The sequence below is a fragment of the Roseiconus nitratireducens genome (genome assembly GCF_008629675.1).
Classification (GTDB): domain Bacteria; phylum Planctomycetota; class Planctomycetia; order Pirellulales; family Pirellulaceae; genus Stieleria; species Stieleria nitratireducens.
Genome location: NZ_VWOX01000028.1, coordinates 25,232 through 51,521, shown reverse-complemented (window position 1 = coordinate 51,521; position 26,290 = coordinate 25,232). Strand labels below are relative to the sequence as shown.

Below are 26,290 nucleotides of genomic sequence, written 5' to 3'. Positions count from 1 at the left end.
AAGCCTGCGATGCACGAAGATCGCGGCACCAATGATTGCATCGGTCAACTCATTTTCCGTCACTCGCCTATTGACCTATCACCTTCATACAAACCAAACCGCCCATTCTCCGCGATGCTCCGCACCTCCGCCACTCCGCGTTCAAACCTCCCAGCGAGCCGCTCGGCATATCGTCGATAGCAGCGCTGACGGTTTGTCTTCTCAGGACTTTCCCCGGCTCCAATAAACCCGGCCCGAGCCTGCAATGCACGAAAATCGCGGCACCAATGATTGCATTGGTCAACTCATTTTCCGTCACTCGCCTATCGACCTACCACCTTCATGCAAACCAAACCGCCCATTCTCCGCGATACTCCGCACCTCCGCCACTCCGCGTTTAAACCTCCCAGCGAGTCGCTCGGCAAATCGTCGAAACCTATCGGAGAGATCCTCTGGTTTCATCAGCCGTTCCCTAGGTCGCCGCACGCTCCAATTGCCCGTCAATGAAACCTTTAAGATGTTGATTTTGCAATTTGCAATCAAACGTAAGGTGGAGCAAGTCGGCGGAAGCCGTGAAAGAGGACGATGAATAGGAACAGCAGATTGCGGAGAAGCACCGCGATTGGATTGACGGTCGGCGATTTCATCGAACGATCGCCCTCGAGCGAATCGGCCAGAGCTTCACCGAGGCGCTGCATCCAGGGCACGCTACGTGGCCATTCCCAAATGCCGTCGAGCCATTCGTGTGGGATGCCTTCTGTCCCAACACCTGCACCCACAATGCCACCGACGATTGCGGCTGTCGTGTCTGCGTCGCCGCCGCTTTCGATGATGCTCGTGACGGCCTTGCGAAAATCGTTGGGGCTGGACAGCCATGTGTGGATGGCGACCGGGACGGTGTGGTAGGTGTAACCCGTCACGCCACGCTCCAGGCCAAGTGAGTTGGCAAAGGTCCGGGTTGTTTCGCCAGCGTCTACGCTGCGAATGGCTTGGCGGAGCAAATCGATCAATTCCGCTCCACCTTCTCCCACCGCATCGACAACCTCGTCAAGCCAAAGGTTCGCATCCACGGCTGCATGGTCGCGTGAGTGTTTGGCTGCCAGCGCGACGGCGAATGCACCGTAATCGGCTTTGGGATCACTGTGGGTCAGCCGAGAAGACGCCCGAACAAAGTTCAGTATTGACGGAACATCGTCTAAGGAGGCGCCGAAGATCGCTGCGCGCATGGCGGGACCATTTCCGGCTGAAAACACACCTGCCTTCTCGGGACTTGCCCCGAACCACAATTTGATTCCCGACCTCGCTGTCGCTTTGCCAACCCCCGCCGGTAAAGCCAGAATCCACCACCGCAAGCGCCTCGCAAACGCGCGTGTGAACTTTGGAACGTCGCCACCCGCGTCAATCAACGATTGAGCGACCATGCACGTGTGTTCGGTGTCGTCGGAGACCATGCCGCGACGAAAGAAAAATCGGTACCGATCCGGTGGACCAAGCAGCCTGGCAGATCGCTTCGGCGATAATCCTTCGTACGGCAGACCCAGCGCATCACCCACCGCTGTCCCCAGAATGCAACCAACAATCGCCTCGCGTCTGCTCTGTCTACGATCCATCAATTTCCCTTTTGCCATGTTCAATTTGCAATTTGCAGTTGCGGCACATCGCCAACTTTGATCTGAGGAATTGATCTATTTCTGCCTGATTCAATATTGCTGAAAGTGAACTCGATCGAAGAAGATCTTGGATCTGCTCACAACGGCTGTATTGTTCGTACCCGAAGACGTCTATCATACGCGACGGCTGAGTTTTGCTAGAATCGCCGCGCTTTCCAAGTTGATCTGAATGGCAAAAAAGAGCTCAAAACCAGCGAAGCCGGCGGCCGCCATTGCATCCCCGGACGGTAAGCCCGTCATCGCGTTTTCTACGACCGGCAAGCTTGAAAGATGGCTTATCAAGCATCATGCCGAGCATGGCGGTGTTTGGATCCAGTTCTTCAAAAAGGACAGTGGGCACAAGAGCATCACTTATGCGGAGGCACTCGACGTGGCTTTGTGTTACGGCTGGATCGATGGCCCCGTAAGAAAAGGTGATGAAGTCTCTTGGATTCACAAATTCACGCCGCGTGGCAAACGAAGCGTTTGGTCTCAAGTAAACAAGAAGCACATTGAGCGACTCATTCGTGATGATCGCATGAAGCCTGCAGGCCACGCGGCGGTTGAGTTGGCAAAGGCGGACGGACGTTGGGATGGCGCCTATGCATCAAGTTCGACTTTCAAAGAATCGGCCGAGTTTCTCGCCGCTTTGAAGAAGTCCAAGAAGGCAAGTGACTTCTACGCGACGCTTTCAAAATCCAAAAAGTACGCCTTCTATTATCGACTCCACAACGCAAAGAAGCCCGAAACGAAAGCGCGCAAACTGGTAGAATTCATTGCCATGCTCGAACGCGGAGAGACGTTCGGTTGAACACGGGGCCTTGGTCGCGGTTTCTTCATCAGGCGAAAGATGGGCGTGGTGGCGCGATCGTTTTTGCAGGCCAGCAGCTCGAATGCTATCGAGAAAGGCGACGCAGGTCATCGGTGAAGACCATCTCGCTACGGCCGCTGGAACCTACCGGGCAACGAGGATGACGACAGACCGGCCGGCGACTTGAATTTGATTCGGGTTGTCCAAGGCGCGCTCGTCTCCCGGTGAGCTGATGTCATCGGGAGCTCGCAGCCGGGTGTTCGCGAAGACCCGCCACTCCCCAGCATCCCCAACGCGAGGTAAATCGAAGTCCAGCGTTTCCCAATAGTTGTTGAAAGCGGCGTAGATCAAATCGTCCGATTCTTCACGTCGCAGGCGGGCATGAAAGGCGAGTACTCGACTGGCATCAGAGAGATCCGACTGCCAAGGCCGTGTACCGTGCCAGCAGATCTCAAGTCGGTTCGATTTCCCATGCTTCGTTTCGGAGTACCGCGGGTGCCGCAGGACCGGATGAGCTTTCCGAAATGCGATCATTGACTGGCAAAACCGGAACAGTTCCTGGTTCCGGTGCTTCAGACTCCAATCCAGCCAATTGAGCTCATTGTCCTGGCAGTAGGCGTTGTTATTGCCGTTCTGCGAGCGGCCCATTTCGTCACCCATCAACAACATCGGGATACCCTGGCTGAGAAAGAGCATCGCCAAAGCGTTTTTCATCAGCCGAGTTCGCAACGACAGAATCTCAGGATCCTCGGTCGGTCCCTCGACGCCGCAGTTCCAAGAGTGATTGTCGTTTGCACCGTCACGGTTCTGCTCTCCATTGGCTTCATTGTGCTTGTCGTTGTAGCTGACCACGTCCGCGAGCGTGAATCCATCGTGACAAGTGACAAAGTTGATCGATGCAGTCGGACCGCGATGAAAATACAGATCCGGCGACCCGGAGAGTCGTTGCGTCATTTCCCCGACTTGGCCCATGTCACCCTTAAGAAACTTTCGGACGCAATCTCGGTACTTTCCATTCCATTCGGCCCAGCGACCGTAGGCAGGGAAATGACCGACCTGGTACAGCCCTCCCGCATCCCACGCTTCGGCGATCAACTTGGTGCGGCCCAGTATCGGATCGAGGGCCAGCGATTCGAGTAGCGGAGGATTGGCTAGCGGTGTGCCATTCGGGGCTCGACCCAGGATGCTGGCCAGGTCGAAGCGAAAGCCATCGACGTGGTACTCCGCGACCCAGTGCCGCAAACAATTCAACACAAACTCGCGGACGACCGGGTGATTGCAGTTGAAGGTGTTGCCGCAGCCACTGAAATTGTAGTAGTAGCCTTCTGGCGTCAACATGTAGTAGGTCGCGTTGTCCAACCCTTTGAATGAAAGCGTCGGGCCGTTTTCATTGCCTTCGGCCGTGTGATTGAATACGACATCCAAAACCACTTCGATGCCGTGGCGATGCAGCTCTTTCACCAACGTCTTGAATTCATCCGCTTGCAGATGACATGAACCGCTCGCTGCGTAAGCGGCTTTCGGAGCACAGAAGGCCAGCGTGTTGTAGCCCCAGTAATTAAGCAACGGTTTGCCCGTTGCCGGGTCCACGCGATCCACCTCGGTCTCGTCAAACTCAAAAATCGGCAGCAGCTCGACACAGTTCACGCCGAGTTCAACGAGGTGAGGAATCTTCTCTCGCAAGCCCGCGTAGCTTCCCGGGAAACGCGTCTTGGACGTGGGGTGCCGCGTGAATCCTCGCACGTGCATCTCATAGATCACCAGATCTTCCAGCGGCAGACCAAGAGGGCGATCACCTTCCCAGTCGAAATCCTGCGAAATCAGACGCGCTCGTGGTGTCGTGATGCGCGTGTCCTTCTGGCCCCAACTCGGTCGCCAGGCAACGGCTTGCGCTGTCGGGTCGAGCAGCTCACGCTCGCCGTCAAAGCGATGACCCTCGCGTGGCGAGAAAGGCCCGTTCACGCGGAAAGCGTACTCGATGGCTTCGGGGTCGAGATCGAAAACCATCATCGCGCGAACGTCGCCGACGCGAAATTCGGGTGGAAACGGGATTTCAGCGAATGGCTTGGCGGCTCCATGCTCAAACAGCACGAGCGTGCACGTCGTCCCGTGCCGCGAATAAACCGCGAAATTGACCCCCTTGGAACGAGCGGTCGCACCGAGCGGCTGAGGGTTGCCGGAACGCAGTGCAAATTTTCCGTACGAGTGCGTCGGATAGAGGTCGATGCGTTCTCGCGGCTTCTGCCCGGTGTCCGGGATGGGAAGCGGAACCGACCGACGGAACAGATCGCCAAAACCCGACGCTTCCGCGATTGCACGCAGTTCTTCGGAAGCCCCGCGAACCGCGATCACGCCTCCCAAACCGCGAATGTGCCGGCTGACCAGAAGCAACCGCCGAAGGCCGGCCCCTGAAATGTTTGGAACCTCCGTGAAGTCCAAAGCAAGTTGAACCCCCGGCTGGATCGTTGCCTGAATCCGATCGCGATCGGCTGGGGCCAAAACGCCGCCGACATCGCCCGCCAAGGCGATCACCGTGGTCGGCCCTTCCGATCGGATCTTGATCTTCAGCTCTGGCTCTGGGGTTCTCGACGGCATCGGATCCTGTCTCCCTTTCCTTTGCGTGGTCCTCTTCGGAGCGGAGTTGTGGTGTCTGCATGATCTGCTACCGGAATCGCCTGTGACTCCCGTCGACGCAGCAGATGGAGTAGCATTTTGACAATCCATCTTTGCACGGCGAAACATGTCCGAGTACCAGATTCTAACCGTTTTTGCCGGCTTCGCTTTTGCGTACAGCTTGGCGGCGTCGCGTTTGGCCACCACGCCGGTCAATGGCGCATTGGTCTACGTCGCCGCGGGGATGCTATTCGGACCGGAACTGCTTGGCATTGTGGACTTACGGGTGGATGGGGAAACGATCCGCCAACTTGCCGAACTCGCGTTGGCGATTTGTCTGTTTACCGACTCGTCCAACGCCAATCTGAAAGTCCTCCGCAGCGTCGAGGACATCCCTGCGCGATTGCTGCTGATTGGCTTGCCCCTAACGATTGCATTCGGGCTTCTGATGGCGTGGTTGATCTTCCCGGAGCTTGGGTTCTTTGAAATTGCACTGATCGGCACGATGCTTGCGCCCACCGATGCGGCGTTGGGAAAGGCTGTGGTGACCAATCCGGTGGTCCCTGACAAGGTGCGCGAAAGCCTGAACGTGGAAAGCGGTCTGAACGATGGCATTTGCGTGCCTATCATCTTGTTTTTCATTGCGCTCGCCATCGGTGCCAGTGAAGCTCAGGAACCCATTTCTCTGGTGCTCGAACTCTTCTTAAAGGTCATTGGGATCGGATTTGTGACCGGTCTTGTTCTTGCCGTAGCGGGTGGATTCGCACTTCGGGCCGCTGCGGCAAATGGCTGGGTTGCCGGCACTTGGCTGCAATTGCCGATCACGACTCTCGCCCTGCTTTGTTTTGCGACGGCCCAATGGCTGGAGGGTAGCGGGTTCATCGCCGCATTCGTCGGGGGGCTTACCTTTGGCGCGTTAACCAAACAGCACAAGCATCAGTTTCTCGCTGCAGCCGAAGGCACCGCCGACGCGGTGGCTCTGGTGACCTGGTTCAGCTTCGGCACCGTCATGCTGCCGATCCTGGTGTCGAGGGTTAGCTGGCAGGTACTGTTGTATGCCGTTCTCAGCCTGACCGTCATTCGGATGTTGCCGGTATTTATTTGCTTGATCGGTAAAGGACTCAGGCGAGACACGCAGCTGTTCATCGGTTGGTTCGGTCCACGCGGCTTGGCCAGTGTCGTGTTCCTGGTGATGGTGATCGGTCACCGGTTGCCAGGGAACGAGACGATGGTTGCTGTCGTTTCATGGACCATCGTGATGAGCATCCTGCTCCACGGACTGTCGGCCAATCCGCTTGCGTCACTCTATGGTGGCCGAGTCCGACGACGCGCAGATGAGATTTAGGAGCCTGCGGCTTTCCCCATCGCGGTCCCAAATCGACAACGCTTCAGATTCCAATCTTGTTGGCGAACGTCATGACCGCTGGCGCTCCATCCGCTCGCGAGTCGCATCGGAAAGAGCTCGGGTCGCGATCGCTCCCGCTATCCCGACAAGGAGCATCTGCACGTGGCGGAAGACCAAAGCCGACTCCTTGTTCGGGTCACTGGTATCAATCTTCTATTGATTTTCAATCAAAGTGCCAAAGCAATGTTGACTCTGGAATCTTCTTTCCAGCGGACGTCACCAGATGCTTACCATCGTGAGAAACCGCGAGCACATGAACAAACCGTGCGGGCCCGGTGGCCAGTGTCCCGATGCGTTGACCCGATCGAGTATAGACGCTGACTCCTGTCAGGCTTGGGTTCGGCGAGTAATCCGCCCAACCGATAAAGAGTCGTTCACTGTCACCGCTCCATCGCGCACTCAACTTCCCTCCGTGTCGTTCTTTGAAATGGATCTGCTGAATCGGCTTTGGTGGCAAAATTTCCTGAAAAGGGACGCTAGAATTCCATTGTAAGCTTCCGATAGTTGAGACCAGCCAGCCAGAGTTCAAAGTCTGCAACCTTCCAGTCTGAGCCGTGTACTCTTTTAAGTCAGGTGAAATGGAGACGGGAGCATCTGGTAGGTGCCCTTCCGCTTTCACCGTCACGCTTCCGTATCCATGGTCATTCCAATGGATTTCCAGCCTCTCAATCTTGTTAGGATCTGGTTGCCACAATGGTCGACCCGGTTTGCCGATCAGCGACATTCGGACCGCAGAAACCGTTTCCTCATCCGGATCGATCGATAAAGCAGCTTGGCCTCCTAACTCAACAGGTGCCCCAATGAAGGCGTTAGCCTCTCGATCATAGAGCATTAGCTTTGTGCATTTACGTACTTGCGTACTGCCACGGGTGAAAACAAGTCGACCATCGGAAAGGTTTCCGTAAAAACTCGTGTCGAAGGTGGAACTGGGAAACGAAGTGCTGGCCGGGTCTCTTGGCACCTCGATGACCTCCCATTGATCGTCTGGCTGATCCGGACCCGCTTTAAGATTCAAGATGAGAAAGCAGCTGTCTGGGCGAACCAAAATTAGCTCGCGTTCATCAGCGGTCAGTCCAAACGTTCCCCAGCGATTAACTTTCTGAGTCGGCGTTTGATCCGCGCCGGGAACCACAAATTCACGCAAAACTTCTCCATCACTTGTGCGAATTTGCTGGATCCGATCAGCCAGCAATGCAAACAAGTGATCCCCCGCACGGTCGAATTGGGCTGCCAAGATTGACCTCTCTATTGAGATGCAGCGCTGGGCTGACCCAACGGAAGCACCGCTGAGAATCAGCAAGAATACCCACAGCCATCTCATCATCTCACCTCCGACTCGTTACGTTTATTTGCTCGTGCGTGAACGAGATTTGGATGTCGCGCGAAATCTCGAAAGTCGAACGCAGCCCCCAGAGTAAAGTCGCCCAAGTCTACCGCAACCGGTTGATTTGGATCAGGCATTTCGTCTTCCGGCCAATGGCTCTCGAGAATCGAGTTTCGATTTTGTCTGAGCACACGAGATGGCAGTTTGAGGCCACGTGGTGCATGTTCCCGGCAGGGGTGTGCGGCATGACGCCCAAAACTTGACCCGGTGCTTCCCACCAGCGAGAATGCCCGCGAAAGCAACCCGGCCTGCCGTGGAGGCCTCGCTGCCAGGGTGAAATCCGTGAGAGCGTGGCGCAAATGCCCCGACGCTTCCGAGATGAAAAAATTGCCCGACGGGTAAAGTGCCGGCTGAATCGATCCGCATGGGCGATGAGGGTATCGCCAAGCTCTTCCACGCAATCGAGGTGCCATACCTCCGTGCAGTGCCAGGCTTGATCGATGATCCTTGTCTTGAAGTTGGCCGCCAGCCGCAGCAATCGCCGTCCTGCGTGACCCGATTCGATTCTTTTTCGAGCAAACCAGAATGAACCGCATCCTGACATTTTCGTTTCTGGCGCTGTTCTCACCTCAATGGTTGCCGGCCGATGGTACCGACAAGCCGAAGAGTAACGACGCAACAGCGACCGTCTTGCCTGGCAAATGCGTGTTCACCTTTCCGGTTGACGAGATCGAGCGAGAATGGAAATGGGGCGTGAGTCCCGCCAACCACTGCGAGTATTCCTGGATGGTTACGGTCAAAGGCGGCGACTCAACGTATCAATTTGGTTTTTCGTACTTCAATCCGGTCGCGCGTCCGCAATCTGGAACTTTCGATGAACTGCTTGCGGCAGGTCAAGCCAATGTGTGGAAACTCAAAGCGGACGGTCGCGGTGCGTCCTACGTTGACGGTGTAGCGGTGACATGCGATTCCGAAGGTGATGCATTACGCATCACAATTGATAGCGATGACTGGGTGGAAAAGTTGTTTGGTCAGACGCCAAAGTCTGTGAAGTTTGAGACAAGCGGGACGCAGTTGAAAGCTGGCAAGATCGACGTCGATGTCAGGTACAAGAAAGAGACACAAGCCGCCAGCGGGGAATAACGCGATCGGGCGAGGGTGCCGTCTTCGACAGCGGGCGGCGACTGAGGGATCTCTTGAAACCGATCAAGCCAATCAAACGTTGCGGCGACCACGTGATTCGTATCGTGATCGATTTGCATGCCAATGAATCCATTCCGTCCTGCCGATCTTACGGCCGAAGACATGGCGATGCTTCCGCCTTCCAGGAGGCCGTTGAGCGTTGTGCTTCTCGCGATGGCTTCAATTGCTTTAGGCATCGTCGTGTTCGCAGCCCCATTCTCAAATGGCATTCAGACGTTCTTTCGCCCTCGGTTCGGAACGGAATTGCCATTCTTGTTGGCGCTTCCTGGCCTCTGCATGGCGTTATGGCTGTGCAAACCCACGATTCGACTGCTTGTACTTGCCGCCTTATTGTTTCTTTTGCTGGGCTCCATTTACTACTTTCGCACGTCAGCCCACATGACTCTTTGGGGTTCCGTTGATACCGTTCTGAATCCTGCCGGAGGCCGCCTGAGTTCGTCCTTGCTCTGGTGCGCGGCTCCGTTCTTTGTGTGTGGCGTGTTCTTGTTGTCAATGGCAGGTCGGCTGAAGCATTTGACCACGAAGTGGGCTGTTTCCAAAAAACAGAGAATTCGCCAATCAGAGTGGCCTGAAGAATGAAACTCCAGCGACTTCGTCGATTCTCAACGCGGACAATGATTGCAGGCGTTACGCTGTTCGGAATCGCTTTTGCCGTGTTTGGTTATCGACATCGTCTTCTTCGGAAACATCGTGCCGCCATCGTGGAGCTGGAACGGCTCGGGGCGCACTGGATATCAACCAATCTTCGGTGTTCGATCGGGTAGACGCAGTCCAACAAACACCTAGCTGGACAGTCCCACTTTGCGTGAGCCGCGTGGCGCTAGCCGCGGGTCTTCTCGCCTCGACCGGCGGCTAGCGACTTGCCGCTCATTGCACTGCATATCACGGTGTTTGTATTGAAATTGGCAGGCGGGTTCTAACGCCGCCGTTCTATCACGTTCGTCAGCGAACCAACGGCTTCAATGTTGCCTTCTTTGTCGATCAGGACGCAGCAGGGAAACATTGCCACCGGGTAGCCGGTGATTGTGTCGGGTTGGATGCCGGTTCCCGAGTTTCCATCGCCGCGCATGACGGGATAGTTGATGCCCTCCTCCTCGACTGCAGCGTCAATGGCTTCGAGGTCTGTTCCCGGAGCGTGAACCCCGATCACGTTCCAACCGTTTTTTGACATCCGATTCAGCAATGGAATGTCGTTCTTGCAGGGGCCGCACCAGACGGCCCAAAAATGCAGTAGCGTTGGTTTGTCAGGGTTCATTACGGGGAGTTCTTCGCCCGGCATTGGCTGCCCGGACAACTTTGGTGCCCGTTGTCCCCTCATATCGGTCAACGGCTTGAGCATCCGGTCGAGCATCTCCTGGTTTGCCACCCGCTTCTGCATCGCTTCATCAACCAACGCGTGGATGTCCGACTCAGGCATGTCCGGATCGAATTCGTAATTCACATGTGTCGAAAACCGCCAATCGTTGATCGTGTCGCCTTTCTTCGGCAACGACTCTGCCCGCAAACGTTCAAGATCGATGTCCGTCTTCGCTTCTTTGACTGTTGTGTGATGCACATGGTATTTCCATTTCGTGCCGTACTCATAAGGATCGCCCGCATGGAATGAAGAGGAATGCCACTCGGTCATTGGGATTCGGATACCGGGGATCACTTCTTGGTAATCTGAAAACTCGATCAGGTCATCGGGATGCTGGTTGTCTCGGTGGAGATAGGACCATTCAACGGTCAATTGAGCACGTTGTTCAGGTGAGGCGGTCCCGTTGAACCATCGCCGGAATTCTTCATCGGAATCGAAGGAACGCCCGGCCATCTCGCGAGTCGCCTCCATCTCGTGCATCCGCGTGAATCTTCCTTGGCTCAAAAAAGTCAGGCAACCACGCAAGTCCCCTGTCCGTTTGCTAACCCAGAGCTGCTCTTCGCGTGGAATCGAACGAATCACGCTGCACATTTCCCCCGCGAACATCTCGTCGGGCAGGCTCTGGTAGTTGGCTCGCTCCACGGGAATCGAAGAATTCACGAAGAACGATGGGTATTCCTCCCGGTCTGCCCAGGAGAAATGATGGTCGCCAAGATAGAGAAACTGACTTGGCCGGAAGTAATGGTGAAGGAAACTTCTTTCAAAGCTGATGTAACGCCCAAACCTCTGGTCCGAGTCACGAAACCAGCCCTGCGAACCGTTCCACGTCCGTGCCGTCGCTTGGTCATAGGGTTCGCCTTCGTAGATGTATTGATGACGCCGCGTCGAGACCACTTCATTGTCTTTCCACGCCCACGTTAGATCGGTCGTTGAAAGACTGCGATCGAAGTCGCGCTCGTTGAGGGCCAGCTTCAAGTTTTCGAGCGAGCGTTCGTTCTTCAATTCAATCACGCCCTCAGCTTCGCCGTAGTAGGAAGTGAAGGACTGCGTCTGCACTTGGAACGACGAAAGTCGGTCGATGGCAGTCAGCTTTTGATGAACGGCCTGGCCAAGTTGCTGGGCATCCACATCCGCCGGCGGCGCATGTGAAGATTGAAGAGTTTGTGCGTCGGTGGCGGGAATCGCCACGGGTTGAACACCGATCAGAACACGGGTCGTTCGATTGGGTTTCAACGCGACGTTCTTGAATGTCACCCAATGTCGAATCGGCTTGAGGCGGTATTCAATCTGGTCGATCTGGTCCATGGAAAGGTCAAACAGATCGGCGTCGCGTGCCACGTCTTGTTCGTCATCCCAAAGCGTGGATCCGTTGGGTTTGTGGCGTTTGCCCACTTGGTCAACCGCGACGACTTCGATGTGAGCCAAACGGTTGTCATGACGATCGTGTGCCCAACGCAGTAGTGACTCTGTGCCACGCGACTGGACGTCGACCGGCCAGATCGTCGCGTAGGATTCCCGGAAACGTGGCTCAATGACCTTCGGTTCGGTCGCGTTGCCGATGAGATCCAACTTCTTCCATGGGCCAAAGTCAGGATCGGAGATGCCAATCGTGAGAGATTCCTTCTCAGTGTCCTCATCTGGAACGACAATGATCGACGCGACTCCGTTTTCGTCCGGATGCCACATCGTTTTGACGCCCTTCATCTCATAGGTCGGCTGCTGAGAATCACTCAACCCACGGTATCGCAAGAACAAATCGATCCCCGAAAGTTCGCGAGTCGTCGAATTGCCGGGAGCTGGCGGCAGCTCTGGCGGCTCGGTGAACGCACTTCCATCCGGCCTCCATGCCTGCTCGGAAGTTCCGTTGTGGGGCATGACGGCGATCAGTTCCACTGACAGATCGCCGCTGACGGTCACCTGAAATTTTGGATCGCTTGCTTTCTCTTCATCAGCTTCATCCGCTCGCAACGAAGCAACGCCGATCAACAAACCCACTGCCAAAGAACCGACAACGCCAGCGGTAAGTGCTCCACCGGTTGCGACCGTATCATGCCGCGAAGGCTGCCCAATCAATCGACGAACGCGCGAAAGCAATGATCCGTCATTGATTCCCAGCGCTGGCGATAAACTGTTCCCGCGCAGCTCTTCCAACGCCAGCAACGCCTGGCTGTAGGCGATCGGGCTCGCGGACGTGGCGGCGGCCAAATCATCGCAGCAGTTTTCTCGTTCGATGCGAATGCGGTGTGAAATCCACCAAACGGCTGGATGGTAGAAAAAGAGGGTTTCGACAAACGATTGAAGCAGATTGACCAGATAGTCGTAGCGACGAACGTGAGCCAACTCGTGCGCCAGAATCGCTTCGATGTGGTTCGCCTGAACGTGACTCAGAAAGCTTGCCGGTACCAAAACGAAACTTTTCAACACGCCAACGACTACCGGCGAGTCGATTTCATCGCAAACCAGTAGGCTCACCGTTCGTTGAACGTTCAGCTTTCGTGCCGCCTTCTTCAATGGCTCCAACAGCCGTGGGTCGTTCAAAGGCCTGGCACCGCGCCGCACCGCTTCGATCCGCCACCATCCGAGCAGAAGACGCAGCGCGAGGAGACAAACGCCGATGCTCCAACCGATCGCGATTGGACTCAGCCACGGATCGACGGCTGTTTTGAATCGCTCGGCCACGGATCGGGTAGGCGCTGCCGACGACGGGACGAGTGCCGTCGTCGATGAGTTGCTCGCCGGCTGGTTCATCGAGGGCGTCGAATCGACGGGGGCAATCACCCGCGGAAATGGTGGCGATGCTGCTTTATCAGCAAGTGTGTCTTCACCGTCTGCGTCGATCCTCTGATCAGAAAGCGACGCGATTCCTTCTGATTGCGCGAAGAAACAGGCAGTCACGACCGGGCAAGCCACGAAGGCTGCCAACGCAAAACACAGCATGGCATACCGTGTCGACGCTCGGCCATGGCGGAAGCCGAGATCGGCGAGCAACCAGCCAAGCAAACCCACCAGCGTTCCTTGCCACAACGAGTGAACGACGAGCCATCCGATGATTTCGAGAATTGCGGTGTTCATTGCTTCTCTTCTATCGCTTCAAGCAAGGGTCGGATCTCGGCGATCTCTTGGGGAATCGCTTTCTTGGACGACAGTGCGCGTACCATCAACTGCGCCGCCGACCCGTCGTCGAAGTTTTCGATCAGGTTTCCCAGCATTTGCCGCTGAGTTCGCGGTTGCGGACCCGATGGATAATCGATCTGCGGGAGCACCGCGTCGTCCCGCCTAAAAAGTCCATTGTCCAGCATGACCGACAGCATCTTAACGGTCGTCGAATAGGTCGTTTCTTTAAATTCCTGCAGCGAGTCGTGAAGATGTCGAGCGATGCCCGGCCCGTCCTGCCAGAGAATCTTCAGCATTTGCAGTTCCACTTCGGTCGGCTGCGACGATGTTTGCCTGGCCATGCCTGCCCTCCGCAACAGTTTCCACCGTGTCTAAGTGGCGAACGAATTCGCCATGTGCGTCCACGTTAGCGAAAGAATTCGGCAATTGCAAGGATTTGGCGGGAAATAACGACCGCTTGTGTGAAGGACGTCGCGCGGCGGACTCGGCAGCTCGAATCATCGAGGCTGCTGCAAGCTGTGCCGAAAGGCTTCCACCGAGGCGTGCGAACCTTGTCAGTCAAGGTCCATCCGTACATCCATTCGCTAGAATGGTCAGAACACGACACGTCAAAGGACCAGGAGCGGCAAATGCTGATTTCTGAATTGATGAGCGACGAATTGCCGGGCGAATTCGCGATGACTCGCAAGCTGATGGAACGAATTCCTGACGACAAACTGAATTGGAAGCCTGGAGACTCGCTACACACGATCGGATGGAACGCGAATCACCTTGCCGAAATTGTGGGTTGGCTACCTGGAATTGTAGGCCAGCGCGAATGGGACATTGCGCCCGTCGGTGAGGAACCCTACGTTGCACCTGAAGTCACGCAGGTGAGCCAGATTTTGGACTCGTTTGATCAACACTGCAAAGCGGCAATTGAAACTCTTCAAGGTGTACCCGATTCTGTGATGGAAGATGATTGGTCCCTGAAGATGGGAGGCCAAACACTTTTCACGATGGAAAAAGGAGCTTGCATTCGGAAATGGGTTTTCACCCACTCCGCTCATCATCGCGGAATTTTATCGGTGTACCTGAGGATGGCCGGACTGGAGTTTCCGTCGATCTACGAAGAGTGAATGCGATTTTCTGATTTGCTCCGCAAAACGGATGGCTCAAATTGTCAGCGGGTCGTCGTTGTTGAAAATCAAAGGATCGAGGAATGATCTAGCACTGCTCGGCTGCTCGATGCAGTGTCTCTATGCAGTGTCGCGTAGGATCAAATCGAACTCTTCGACGCCACAGGGATAGAATCCGGTGGGTACCGAGATGTTCTCAGCCAGCAGCCTCGCTAGACAGGCCGGCTGATCTCGCTTTTCCCAGCGACAATGCACCACCGTGTGCAATGGTGTTTGAAAGTATGGACCGGCCGGTGCGAGGGAGGCACCTCGGCTGAGAAGAAAATCAACCATTTCGGCGTTCCCGAAACACAGCGCCCAAGTCAATGGGCGAGCTTCCATCCACCCGACGGCGTCAATAGGCCACTCCAGTTCGATCATCAGTCGAACACCGGACCAATTCTGCATCTGAGCCACATGTGCGACAAGGTTCCGATCGAACGCATCGAGCTGTCTCTTCAAGTCTGGATTGTCAGCAAGCATCGCGTGCGCAAGCTTCTGATCGCCGGCAGCAGCAGTCGCGATCCAGGCCTCCTTTGGTGGACGCGGCGAATCAATGCCGCCATTTGCCCGCAGAAGAGTCGCGGTTTCCGTGGAGCCAAGTCCCAACGCATAGTCGAGCGGCGTGTTGCCCTTCAGGCCGATGAATGCGGAGTGACCGGCTTGTGTCCGCGCGTTGGGATCGGCCCCCGCATCAAGGAGCCTCTGAATGACGGCAAGCGGAGCACCACGTTTGACCGCCCAATGCAAAGACGTTTCCTGAGCCGCTGGGTGGACCGCGTTGGGATCGGCACCCTGATCCAGGAACCAATGCACCGCCTCGGGCCATCGCATATCCAACGCATGTTTCAAACAGTACGAGACATCCTTTGCGTTGAGACCGTATTCCCCCAAGGCGACGAGCAGGTCCAGATTCCATTTCTCACACGCGTGATAGAGCGACTCGTTATCGTTGGGATCGGCACCCGCCTCCAGCAACAACCGTGCACCAGCGACCGAATTCGCTTCGACCGTGCCATACAAGGCCGACTCTGCCTGATCATATTGCGAATTGTGCCAACTCGAATTTGGGTCTGCTCCGTGATCCAACAACAGACGAATGACGTTCAGTAGGCCCTCGCTGCGAGTGGGCCAGAAGCATGACCAAGCGGCGTATAGCAGGGGAGGCCAGTTCTTGCGGCCGCCCTTTGCAACAACGCGCCCTGGATCCTGTTTTAGCAACTCGGCGACCAACCCGTCCTCGCCATAAGCAGCGGCGGCGTAAATCGAACTTCGAGCAATCGCGGGCTCCTCAGTCACCAGTGCCTCCGCGCGAGCTCGGTCACCCCAATGCCAAGCAGACTCCACAAACTGATCCGCCTTTTCCGCAAGTGTCTTGCTCATTGATTCGACTCCAACTTCAAAGAGCTCCCTCTTCGACGTCGCTGGTTGCGTCAAATTTTTCCAGCATGCAGCGAAACCAACCGCGCAGCTCACCATCGCGAGGCCATTTCGACTGCCATTTCGGGGCCGGCGAAATCTTCTTAGCGTTCATGCTGACTCTTCTCCGAGTCTTGGAAGCGAAGTCTTGTGACATTGATTGCGAACCGCACACAATCAAACTTAGGGACCTATTCGAGGTCATGGTAGTCGATTGCCGACCAATGAATCGCAACCCACGGATCCTTCGGGCACTCAATCGGTTGATCTGACATGGGATTTGGCAACTGCTAGAATCTCTTGTCGCGATAGGGCGTCACGATGGTTGGCAATAGAGACTTGTGTTTGAAATTGCGGACCGAAGCCTTCGTTTCTTCTCGTCGTACAAACGCAAATCGCCTTTCTTGCTTGACAAGATGAATTGAGACAATCCTTGCGAATCGGTAGATCAATGACAACTCTACATGCAGCTGCACAACAAGCGGATGTCGATACTCTTCGCCGGCTTCTTGATGAAGGGGCTGACGTCAACGGAAAAGACGACAATGGATTTACGCCTCTGCAACGTGCGGCAACCGCGGGAAGTGAGATCGAAGATCACCAACGAGTTGTCGATGCGATCGAGCTACTGATTGCCAGTGGTGCAAACCTTGATGACACGATACCCGGCGGTCGAACTGCATTGTATCTGGCAATTGAATTCTCGCAGACTGTTCATCCGGTCCAAGCACTGCTCGATGCCGGAGCTTCTCTGGAATTCGAAGGACGACTCGACGAGTATCTGATCGAGAACGCGAATTGCGATGAGACTCAACAGTTGTTGATGAAGTTGACAGGCCGGCCGGCACCAATCGTTTTACCTGATCCGCCTTCCGCGCGATTGCGGAAGAAGGACTGGGCAAAAGCTCAAGTGGTACTTGATCAACTATTCGAGCGGCTCAATACGTTGGGAATCGTTGCCGAACAAAAATGCGGAACGACCCAGGAAGATGCATGGAGCGACTGCGCGGAGATCTTTCAAGAGAGAAAAGATCGAGGAGAGCAACTGACGGGGATCTGCTTTTACACCGAACAGGATCAAAAACGAGCGGTACGGTATGCTCAGCTCAATCTCGGGATCTGGGGTGCAGATGAGGGAGGCTATCGAGAGACCGTCGCGGTCGGCAACCAAGTGAAGGAGGCCGCCGAGTCATTGGATCTTCCTGTGCATTGGAATGGTCAGTCAGAATATCGGCCAATGCTCTTGCTGAACCGTTTTCGCGAATAGCGTCACGCAAGCACCTGCGGGTAGGTTGGCCCAATGGGTCAAAGAGAGATCCGGCGATAACCCGGTTGGGCTTGTGATTCAGAGAGAGTGAGATGTTTTGGCGGTCTCTGCGGGGGTTCGAACGCGATCTTCGGTTTCAAGCTCGTCATCAGAGATGGCAGCCGACCTCGCGAAGTTGAGCCGGAAATTGTTGTTCTTCTTGGATGGAAATTGTATGCTGCTCGAATGAACCGCGTCATGCTACTCGTCTTCTTGTCAATCTTGTCGCACGTGCAAGCATGGGCGACGGAGTCCGCGCCCTCGCTTGATGATTTGCTGCGGCAGTTCGAAGAGTACTCTGGTGCTCGCATCGTCTTTCATCGCGATGATCTGCCCGAAGGCAAGTATCACGATGTCCTGCGTCCGCTCAGTGATGGTGCTCGAATCCGTTCCGTCCGGATTTGCTTGGATGAAGTCAAGCTTTATCCGCCGCGCTACTTTGGTGACATGGGGCTGACGACAATCGGTGTGTTCGACGCATGTGTTTCGAGAACCACCAGTGACGCCGGTCGAGAATACGATCACGAACTTGGCGGCTATCGTTACTTCGGTGTTTACAACGGGGCCGACGCAATCGCCGCGGCGCACTATTCCGATGGACAACTTGCGCTCACATTTCACCATGAAGTGTTTCATCACGTCGACTCGACGCACCTGGGCGAGACGGGCCTTTGGAATTTGGGTACCGACGACTTGTTTTACCGGATGGCGATCGCGGGTGAGCGACCGTACACGGCGGCGGCGATCACTCCCACAGACTTACGTCTGCTAAAAGATCGACGTATTGGCACTACGCTAGAGTCTTTTGTGAGCGCCTACGCGAAAAAGAACCCGCGAGAGGACCAAGCCGAATCAGCGCGACACTTCATGTCGATGATGGCGGCAAGTCTAATCCAGGCCGCCGAACAACCCGACCTGCCGGGCAGTCAGCGGATTCTGCATATCTTGCGTGAATACGAATATGCCGTTCCAAGCGGTCCGTCGATCGACTGGTTTGTCAACGTTGCATTGCAGCGAAGCGACGCTTCGATGCGTGAACAACAAACACTCGAAGTCACGTTGGAAAGACTGAGTGATTTAGCGTCGGCGGCAAGTACCCAGCCGCGTCAATTCTTCCGGGCAGCCGAAGAATCGCGGCGTCTTCTCGATAGGCTTGTGCGAATGGATTGGACCGAGGTCTCGACGGACCGACGCGTCGAGATTGCTCACGATGCAACCACGATTGCGGAAGCGATCATGGTGGCCCGCATTCACCCAGATCGGGCCGAAACACGGTTCGACATCTGGGGATACGAGGATTCGGATGGCGTCAATCGGACGCTTCGAAGCGATGTCTTTGGGTTCGGCAAGGACTGCGAGCGAATTGGTTGGATCGGAGGGTCGCTGGAACTTGACCCGGCGAAGCATGATGAAATTGTCGCGTCGACACAGCGCCGCATGACGAAGCGACTTCGCAACTACCTTCGTTTCATTGAAGCTCACTGGTCGGTCTCGAAACAGACGAGGCAAATCTTTGACGTCGTGGACCGTCGAATGACGGATTCAATTGCTACGCCGGTTCGCTGAAGATGACTCGACGGCGTAACCGACGCTGAAACTGGTTTGCGTGTTGCGTGCCGCAATCATGAGACAAATGAATCGCTTGACGTGATGTCACCAAGGGTTCATCTGAATCAGCTTAGCTTCACAACTCGTTCTGCAGACCGCTCCCTTTTTCATTGTCTGGACCTGGAATCTGGGGACAAGTTCAATCACCGCATCACACGCTGCCAGATTGCACGCCGTACTGATGGCACGGCGTAACAAAACGCCAAAGCAGGCAAAATTACCACGAAGCGTCTTGCGCAATAGTTACGCTACTACTTGCGTTTGCATACGTTCACCGTATCGCTTGCCGGTACGCCATCAACAATCCGATTTGTGTCCCGACCGTGCCACTCGTCATCCGATGGCCAAGTAAAGACACGATAGGATTCAGATCACGTCGATGCTCCCGATCATTGGGGTAAAGAATCTGAAGGCATGGTCGGGGCACACAGTCGCCACCGGGTGGGTGGATTGTCGCTCAGGCGTGGGCCTGTTTCAAGCGTTTCGCTGGCAGTTAGCCATGAGTTCAGCAGCCCGAGAAACGCACAGGTGTGGTCACGGTAGTGTGCCATGAGAGCACGCTTCTGGTCACGGTCGGTCTGTCGTTGCCGCACCTTGCATGGCAACTTGATCGGCTTTGCAAGACAGCCGATTTCGCTGATGACGATCTGCGCAGGGGCGCTGTGTCGGCTCATTTCTGTGCGAGCCTTGGTGAAGGTGTCGTCGCCGTAGGCGTTAAAATGACAGTCGAACGCCTAGGATTTTGCCTTCCTCATTTTTGGAATGGCTTCATGAAGTGACGGCTGGGTGCGATGCAATGAATCAATCACCACCACAGACGATGGAGCGAATCCGCCGGAGATTCATGCCGTGGTACATCGCACTCTTCGTGCTGCTGGCAGGCGGAATCAGTTTTATCCTGTTTCGTCCGCTGATAAGAACCTGGGCGTACGAACCAGTGACCGGGATCGTGGTGCAAAGCGAAATGGAGTATTGCGGGATGGAGGTGAGTGGCTACTCCGCAGAGATCCGCTTTGCCTACACCGTTGGGAATCAAGAATTTCGAGACGGTCGCTTGCGGCCCAACGTCGCTCAAACGTGCCGGCCCAAGGAAACGATTGCCGCAATTTTGCGAGAGTATCCGGTCGGAGCGAAGGTTCAGGGGTGGTACGACCCGGAGCGTCCCCAGTTCGCCGTGATTGATCGCTCGCCGGGTGAGACGCAATGGACTTTCATTGCGGTCGTCTGCGGTTTCTTGTTCATTTTCTTTTGCATTTGGGGAATGCAACGCAGCAATGCTCGTCGAGCAGCTGAGCTTGCCAGACGTCGCAAAGCCGAGGCCGCATCCGCGTCAGAGTGAAGTTCAGTCGAAACAAAATGGCACTAGTGAGTCGAATGAATTCCGAGAACGTCGAATCGACCCCAGTGTTGCTCTAACATTGGTCTTCCGGCGGAAGCATGTTCCGGGTTGCAACCAATAGCGGTGCCATTGAAGGGAACCGTGCACCACACAGAAAGATTGCACCGCCGAAGAATGAAATCGAAGCAAAGACGATGCCGATCACCTGCCCCAACAAAGGCTCCGGGACGAGCTGCGAAACGAGAGCAAGGCCAATGATTCATCACGGACATCAAAACCACGTTTCTTTGATCAGGGAAACTCCACAGAAAGATGGTTGCCACTTCCGTCGACCACGCCGCCGGTCGCAGAGATTCAGTCGAACACTTGCGTTTAGCTTTGTCGTCGTTGCGCTGGCTACGGGCTGTGTTCCCTCCCTGCACCCTTTCTACAACAAGGACGAGACTCAATTTGACGCAGAACTCGTCGGGAGCTGGGATGCCAAGACCGGACCCATTCGCGGACGTTGGAAATTCTCCCGCTACAGGAATGACGCGTCCTATCGCTTGGAGTTTACCACCGAGGATGACAAGACCGACGTGTTTAGCGCGCATCTGTTTGAAGTCGGCGATCGAAGGTATTTGGACCTGTGCTTGTCGGAGCACAACGAAGAGTTCGAACAACTCAGTGATTTGGCCAAGGTGCACCTGTTCTCCTTCCATACCGTCGCACAACTGGCCCTGAAAGAAGATGCGTTGACGATTGCTTTTCTCGATTCCCGGTGGGTTGGAAAATACTTAAGCGAAAATCCGACGGAGCTTCAGCACGCGCGCAGGACACGCGTGATTCTCACGGCATCCACCCAAGACTTGCAGGCCTTCATCAGAAAGCACGCCGACGACCCTGCTGCGTGGCATCGGAAAGTTTGGCTGAGACGTCTGTCACCGCCCGATGAAACTCCAAGCAAGGAACACGATTCTAAATAGTAGGGCGAAGAAACCCGTGGCTGGAGAGACGATGATTCCCGCCTCAACCGACGATCGGTACAACGACACTCGATTTCTTGAGCGAGTTGGACGCCGATTTCCCCGCTGACTTGCCAAAAGTGATGCGGTAACATGCATCCACTTATTTGGGTCGGTCTGTTCGGATGGGCCACAGAAGGAGTGTCAATCGGATTTTCCCTCGGATCGCCGAGGATGTGCAGATCCAACCAATCCCATCAACTCGAAAGAGACAAATGGCGAACGTGAGTACGGCAATGGTGGTGCTCGCGGCGCTATTCTGGGGACTGTCGGGTGGGATCGGCGGGATCCTCATGGCCGACGGCTGGGACCCGTTCGTGGTATCGTTCTACCGGGGAGCGATCGGGCTCCTGTTTGTTCTCGGATGGTTGGCGTTGCGCCCGCAAGGCAGCGGATTAGCAAATCGCCGGCTCTGGTTCTGGTCGGCGCTTGCCGGTCTGGGCGTGGCGGGTAACTTCGCATTCTATTTCGTCAGCATTTCCGAAGGCAGCGTCGCGGTTGCGGCAACCCTGATGTACTGCGCACCGGTATTCGTCTATCTGGTGTCGTTCGTACTGAAGCTTGAAACGCCCACTCCGCTCAAGTGGGCCGCGATCGCGATGGTGATGCTCGGCGTCGTGCTGCTGACACGGATCTACGAGATTGGAGCAGGCGCCGTCACACCGATCGGCGTTGCCGCCGGGCTGCTTTCGGCGCTGTCTTACGCGGTCTTTATTTTCGGCTTCAAGTATGCAGCGCCGTACGGCAGTCCGCAGGCGATTCTCGTCATCGCGTTCACGACACTGCTTGCAATCCTCGTCTGGCCGGGCGATTTCGACCAGGCCGTCGCCGTCCTCCGCACGCCCAGTTGGCCGCTGTTCGCAGCACTCGGAGTGTTTGGCGCGGGACTGTCATTCGTGCTCTACCTCATCGGGCTGAAGCATACCACGCCAGCGGTCGCATCAATCGTGGCAATGGTCGAGCCGGTCACCGCAGCGTTATTCGGCGTCGTGGTTTTAGAGGAACACCTGGTCGGGCTGCAGATCGTCGGCATGGCGCTGATATTGCTAACGGTGACGGCGATGAGCGTGCGTTCTAACGATGGAGAGGCAACTTCCGATTTACCGGTTGCTGAGTAGCAAATGGATTCAGGCTTTGTCTCGAAGCGACGGGCGTTCGCTGATGTCTTCGCCAGCAGGAAGATCAAAAATCTAAGGACTGCCATTTGATCACCGACTACCGATACGTTTGTGGAGCGTTTCGTCCCGTCGATCAAGCAGAAATGCCTTGATCCTTTCATCGTCTTTGGCGAGCTGCACATGCGGATAACGGATACAATCACGGGGAAGAATCACTGCTGCTTTTCCTGGATCCCGGACGCAAAATTTCCGTTTTCCATCGTCGCAACACACCTGTGTTTGCGTCGACAATGATGAATCCTTCGCGGAAGTTTAGGTTTCGTCCGACAGGTACGAAGGATTTGTAGCGTGACCCCGAAATTTTGGAAACGAAGTCGTTCCTGGAGATTCAATAAGCATGCTTAGATTCGCTCCACAGGCTGTGATCCTCTCAACGGTCACGGTCTTCGTTTTTGCCCAGGTCGATTGCCTCGCGCAGAACATCCCGCTTGTTTACGACGTCGAGCATACGGGCTCAGAGTTTTCAGATCCCACGTTGGCCGATTTCGACGAGTTGCCGATTGTCCGGCCCCTTCCTGATCCCTTTGCCTGGTCAGATGGCAGCGGACGTTCCACCGAATTCGAGGACTGGGCTCGTCGACGCTCGGAGATCAAAGCGGAGATCGAGAAGTATGGCATTGGCGAGAAGCCGCCGCGTCCGAAAGACATTGCGGCCAGCTTCAAAGACGGCACGCTCGAAGTAAAGATGACTGAGAAGGGCGAAACTCTGACCCTGACGGCGCGTGTTCAGCTTCCCGATGGCGACGGTCCATTCCCTGCCGTCATCGGGATCGGCTTCGGTGGCGGGACCGGAAGCTTGCCCCGAGATATCTTCACGAGTCGAAAGATCGCAACGATTGCATTTGATTTCAACCAAGTGATGGCTCACCAGCAGAAACGCGGAAACGAGCCTATCAACCGACTCTACCCGGAACGAACGCACATCGGCGCCTACAGCGCCTGGCCATGGGGAATCAGTCGAATCATCGATGGCCTTGAGCTTGTCGAGAAAGATCTTCCCATTGACCGTCACCACCTCGCGGTGACAGGTTGTTCTTTCGCGGGAAAGATGGCCCTGTTTGCCGGAGCCTTGGACGAACGCATCGCGCTGACCATCGCTCAAGAGTCTGGCGGAGGAGGAGCTGCTGCCTGGCGTGTTTCGGAGACGCTCGGCAACGTCGAGACTCTCGGCAAGACCAGCCGAGCCTGGTTCACAGAAGAGATGTTCCAGTTTTCCGCCGCTGTCGAGAAGCTTCCCTACGACCATCACGAACTGATGGCAATGGTAGCTCCGCGCGCTTTGTTGGTGCTGGGCAATCCTGACTACGAGTGGCTGGCCGACGAGTCAGGTTATGTTTCGTGCCGGGCCGCACACGAGGTCTGGAAGACCTTCGGCATTGGTGACCGGTTTGGCTTTTCCATCGTTGGCGGCCACCAACACTGTCAACTTCCGGAAAGTCAGCGTGGGGAGGTCGAATCCTTTGTGGACAAGTTCTTGCTGGACAAGAAGGATGCCGACACCAACGTCACCAAGCATCCGTTTGATCTGGTGGAGCACGAATTCTGGTACGACGGTTGGGCAAAAGGAAAGTCGACCTTCCCAACCTTGGGCAGCACGGACATCGAGACGTTCACCTTTGAAGCAGAATCAATGGATCCCGGATCCGACTGGGAGATCAAAGACGACCCGAAGGCATCGGGAGGAAAGTACATCACGGTCAAGCCCGGCATGGAAAGTCCGCAAGCTGTCCCAGAGGGCAGCAACGGTGCACTGACGGTTCCCTTCACAACGACCAAGAATGCGAAATATTATCTCCACGCACGAGTGAATTGTCCGACGGCAGACGACGATTCGTTTTGGCTGAAGATTGACGACGAAGACTTCGTGGCGGCCAACGGCCTGGGGACCAACGGCTGGCAGTGGGTCAAACTCACTGCGGCCAAGTTAGATCCCGGCAAGCACACTCTCGTCATCAAGTACCGAGAAAACGGAGCTTTGCTCGATAAAATTGGAATCACAACCTATCCGTTTGGTGCTGAAGGACTCGAGGCAGCGCACGTCGCACCGGCACTGAAAGACGCAGTGGGCAAACGATTCAAAATCGGCGTGGGAATCAGCCATCAGGTGATTGAAAACCCGGAAGACGTCGCGTTGATTCGTCAACACTTTCAGATACTGACCCCTGAGAACTGCATGAAGCCGCAGGGCATCCATCCCGGAGAAGAACAATGGGTCTATGAGCAGCCCGATGCACTGGCAGAGTTTGCCCGTGCGAACAAGTTGGAAATGGTCGGTCATTGTCTCGTTTGGGCAAAAGACGACCGCACGGATGCGTGGATGATGAAGGAAGGAGATCGTCCGGTCTCCCGAGAAAAACTGCTGCATCGAATCAAGACGCATGTGGAGACCGTTGTGCGACGCTACGCGGACGTCGTCACACAATGGGATGTCGTCAACGAAGCGATTGGCGACAGCGACGATGGCCTGCTGCGAGATTCGATTTATTCTCGAACAGCGGGCATCGATTTTATCGTCACGGCATTCAAGGCAGCTCGTGCCAACGACCCCGACGCACTGTTGATTTACAACGACTACAACGGACACAAACCAGACAAGCGAAAGAAGCTTATCGAACTGTTGAAGCAACTTAAGAATGCTGGAGCTCCGGTCGACGCATACGGAATGCAGGGACATTTTGAACGCGGCGACGACTCACTCACTGAGCTACGTGAGACCTTTGAAGAACTTCGCAAACTGAACATCAAGGTGGTTGTTTCCGAACTTGACATTGACGTGGTGACGCGGGGCCGCTGGTGGGCTGATGACGGCAAGTACCGCGACGAACTGGAGACGTTTGATCCGTACAAAGATGGCCTGCCACCTGATGTCGAACAACAGATGGTCAGTCAGTACGTCGAGCTATTCAGGTTGTTCGACGAATACAGTGACACGATCGCCAGAGTGTCGTTCTGGAACCTGCACGATGGGCAAAGTTGGCTCAACGAATTCCCGTGGAAACGAGTGAATCACCCGCTCCTGTTCGATCGCAACCGTCAGCCGAAGCCAGCCTTTGATGCGGTCTATGGTTTCCTGTCATCCCGAAAGCAGGAATCTCGCGACATCGCGCATGCGGCATTTCCGCGAAACGATGCGAATTCACGTGAAGCACACAAGCAGCTGCTGGAAAAAGCCAAGCAAGGGAAGATTGACGTCTACTTTCAGGGCGACTCGATCACGCGTCGATGGGGCGCGACCGACTACCCAAAACTGCTGGCTCACTGGAACCAGACCTTCCACGGTTGGAACGCAGCAAACTTTGCCTGGGGCGGCGACAGCACGCACCACATCCTGTGGCGGATGCGGAATGGTGAACTCGATGGAGTTACACCAAAAGTCGTTTGTCTTCAGGCCGGGGCCAACAACCTGCCTTGGCAAGGTCCCGCAGACAGTTCGCATGTCGCTGACGTTGTGGGAGGCATCCAGGCAATCATCGCGGAATTTCGCTCGCGGTTTCCAGACGTGCCGATCGTGCTGACCGCCATGTTTCCTCGCGATCAGAACGCAGCCTTGGCCGAAACGATTGAAGAGATCAACAAGCACCTGAAGGCGCTTAGCGAGGCGGATGAGCGAATTCATTGGATCAACATCAACCAGCAGCTGGTGGATTCTGATGGGCGACTGTTGCCAGCCGTTTCATCGGACGGCATCCATCTAGAAAAACCTGGATACCAACTATGGGGCGACGCGATACGTTCCGTGCTAACGCGAATCCTAGGTCCGCCGGCACAGGTGGATCATGCTCCACCGCCGACAGGGAACCCAGGACTCTGATTTCGATCATGAC

At 55.6% G+C, this 26,290-nt stretch carries 17 protein-coding genes; 11 read left to right on the top strand and 6 right to left on the bottom strand.

The genetic code is table 11. The features are described from left to right. Positions 1 to 518 precede the first annotated feature (518 nt). On the bottom strand, positions 519 to 1,589 hold the full coding sequence (locus tag FYK55_RS27195) for an ADP-ribosylglycohydrolase family protein (protein ID WP_150079764.1): 1,071 nt from the start codon (positions 1,587 to 1,589) through the stop codon (positions 519 to 521). A gap of 229 nt (positions 1,590 to 1,818) precedes the next feature. Between FYK55_RS27195 and FYK55_RS27190 the strand changes: the two genes are divergently transcribed. Beyond that, on the top strand, positions 1,819 to 2,439 hold the full coding sequence (locus tag FYK55_RS27190) for a YdeI/OmpD-associated family protein (protein ID WP_150079763.1): 621 nt from the start codon (positions 1,819 to 1,821) through the stop codon (positions 2,437 to 2,439). A gap of 144 nt (positions 2,440 to 2,583) precedes the next feature. Here the strand turns inward: FYK55_RS27190 and glgX are convergent, their stop codons facing one another. Beyond that, complete coding sequence (gene glgX, locus FYK55_RS27180) at positions 2,584 to 5,034, bottom strand: glycogen debranching protein GlgX (RefSeq protein WP_150079762.1); 2,451 nt, start codon at positions 5,032 to 5,034, stop codon at positions 2,584 to 2,586. A 145-nt stretch (positions 5,035 to 5,179) separates the two neighbouring features. On the opposite strand from glgX, the gene FYK55_RS27175 reads away from it, so the two are divergent. Next, complete coding sequence (locus tag FYK55_RS27175) at positions 5,180 to 6,397, top strand: cation:proton antiporter (RefSeq protein ID WP_150079761.1); 1,218 nt, start codon at positions 5,180 to 5,182, stop codon at positions 6,395 to 6,397. Between the two features lie 223 nt (positions 6,398 to 6,620). Here FYK55_RS27175 and FYK55_RS27170 read toward each other — a convergent pair whose 3' ends face one another. Further along, positions 6,621 to 7,781 (bottom strand): hypothetical protein, encoded by a 1,161-nt coding sequence (locus FYK55_RS27170; RefSeq protein WP_161604784.1) that lies wholly within the window; start codon positions 7,779 to 7,781, stop codon positions 6,621 to 6,623. A gap of 585 nt (positions 7,782 to 8,366) precedes the next feature. Here FYK55_RS27170 and FYK55_RS27165 point away from each other — a divergent pair. Both FYK55_RS27165 and FYK55_RS27160 read left to right on the top strand, forming a co-directional pair. After that, positions 8,367 to 8,924, top strand: coding sequence for a hypothetical protein (locus tag FYK55_RS27165; RefSeq protein WP_150079759.1), 558 nt, complete (start codon positions 8,367 to 8,369; stop codon positions 8,922 to 8,924). A 123-nt stretch (positions 8,925 to 9,047) separates the two neighbouring features. Beyond that, entirely contained in the window at positions 9,048 to 9,563 is a 516-nt protein-coding gene (locus FYK55_RS27160; RefSeq protein ID WP_150079758.1) for a hypothetical protein, read from the top strand. Between the two features lie 337 nt (positions 9,564 to 9,900). Here the strand turns inward: FYK55_RS27160 and FYK55_RS27155 are convergent, their stop codons facing one another. Together FYK55_RS27155 and FYK55_RS27150 are read right to left on the bottom strand one after the other, a co-directional pair. After that, on the bottom strand, positions 9,901 to 13,413 hold the full coding sequence (locus FYK55_RS27155) for a M56 family metallopeptidase (protein ID WP_150079757.1): 3,513 nt from the start codon (positions 13,411 to 13,413) through the stop codon (positions 9,901 to 9,903). Further along, positions 13,410 to 13,796: a BlaI/MecI/CopY family transcriptional regulator gene (locus tag FYK55_RS27150; protein ID WP_150079756.1), complete on the bottom strand. Its 387-nt coding sequence runs from the start codon at positions 13,794 to 13,796 to the stop codon at positions 13,410 to 13,412. Before FYK55_RS27150 ends, FYK55_RS27155 begins: the two co-directional genes overlap by 4 nt. Before the next feature lie 288 nt (positions 13,797 to 14,084). Here FYK55_RS27150 and FYK55_RS27145 point away from each other — a divergent pair, with 288 nt between their 5' ends. Then, complete coding sequence (locus tag FYK55_RS27145) at positions 14,085 to 14,573, top strand: DinB family protein (protein ID WP_150079755.1); 489 nt, start codon at positions 14,085 to 14,087, stop codon at positions 14,571 to 14,573. A 120-nt stretch (positions 14,574 to 14,693) separates the two neighbouring features. Here the strand turns inward: FYK55_RS27145 and FYK55_RS27140 are convergent, their stop codons facing one another. Continuing rightward, positions 14,694 to 15,995 (bottom strand): ankyrin repeat domain-containing protein, encoded by a 1,302-nt coding sequence (locus FYK55_RS27140; protein ID WP_161604783.1) that lies wholly within the window; start codon positions 15,993 to 15,995, stop codon positions 14,694 to 14,696. 487 nt (positions 15,996 to 16,482) lie between these two features. On the opposite strand from FYK55_RS27140, the gene FYK55_RS27135 reads away from it, so the two are divergent. The 6 genes from FYK55_RS27135 to FYK55_RS27110 all read left to right on the top strand — a co-directional run bounded on the left by FYK55_RS27135 (position 16,483) and on the right by FYK55_RS27110 (position 26,277). Further along, a complete protein-coding gene (locus FYK55_RS27135) occupies positions 16,483 to 17,298 on the top strand; it encodes an ankyrin repeat domain-containing protein (RefSeq protein WP_150079753.1) in 816 nt (271 codons plus the stop codon). 237 nt (positions 17,299 to 17,535) lie between these two features. Next, positions 17,536 to 18,903: a hypothetical protein gene (locus FYK55_RS27130; protein ID WP_150079752.1), complete on the top strand. Its 1,368-nt coding sequence runs from the start codon at positions 17,536 to 17,538 to the stop codon at positions 18,901 to 18,903. An 838-nt stretch (positions 18,904 to 19,741) separates the two neighbouring features. After that, positions 19,742 to 20,284, top strand: a complete 543-nt coding sequence (locus tag FYK55_RS27125) for a DUF3592 domain-containing protein (RefSeq protein WP_150079751.1) — start codon at positions 19,742 to 19,744, stop codon at positions 20,282 to 20,284. 98 nt (positions 20,285 to 20,382) lie between these two features. Further along, positions 20,383 to 21,249 carry a hypothetical protein gene (locus FYK55_RS27120; protein ID WP_150079750.1) on the top strand — a complete coding sequence of 289 codons (867 nt, stop codon included), beginning with the start codon at positions 20,383 to 20,385 and terminating at the stop codon, positions 21,247 to 21,249. Between the two features lie 254 nt (positions 21,250 to 21,503). Beyond that, positions 21,504 to 22,406 (top strand): DMT family transporter, encoded by a 903-nt coding sequence (locus FYK55_RS27115; RefSeq protein WP_150079749.1) that lies wholly within the window; start codon positions 21,504 to 21,506, stop codon positions 22,404 to 22,406. Positions 22,407 to 22,803: 397 nt separating this feature from the next. Further along, complete coding sequence (locus FYK55_RS27110; RefSeq protein WP_150079748.1) at positions 22,804 to 26,277, top strand: endo-1,4-beta-xylanase; 3,474 nt, start codon at positions 22,804 to 22,806, stop codon at positions 26,275 to 26,277. The last annotated feature ends 13 nt before the right edge of the window (positions 26,278 to 26,290 follow it).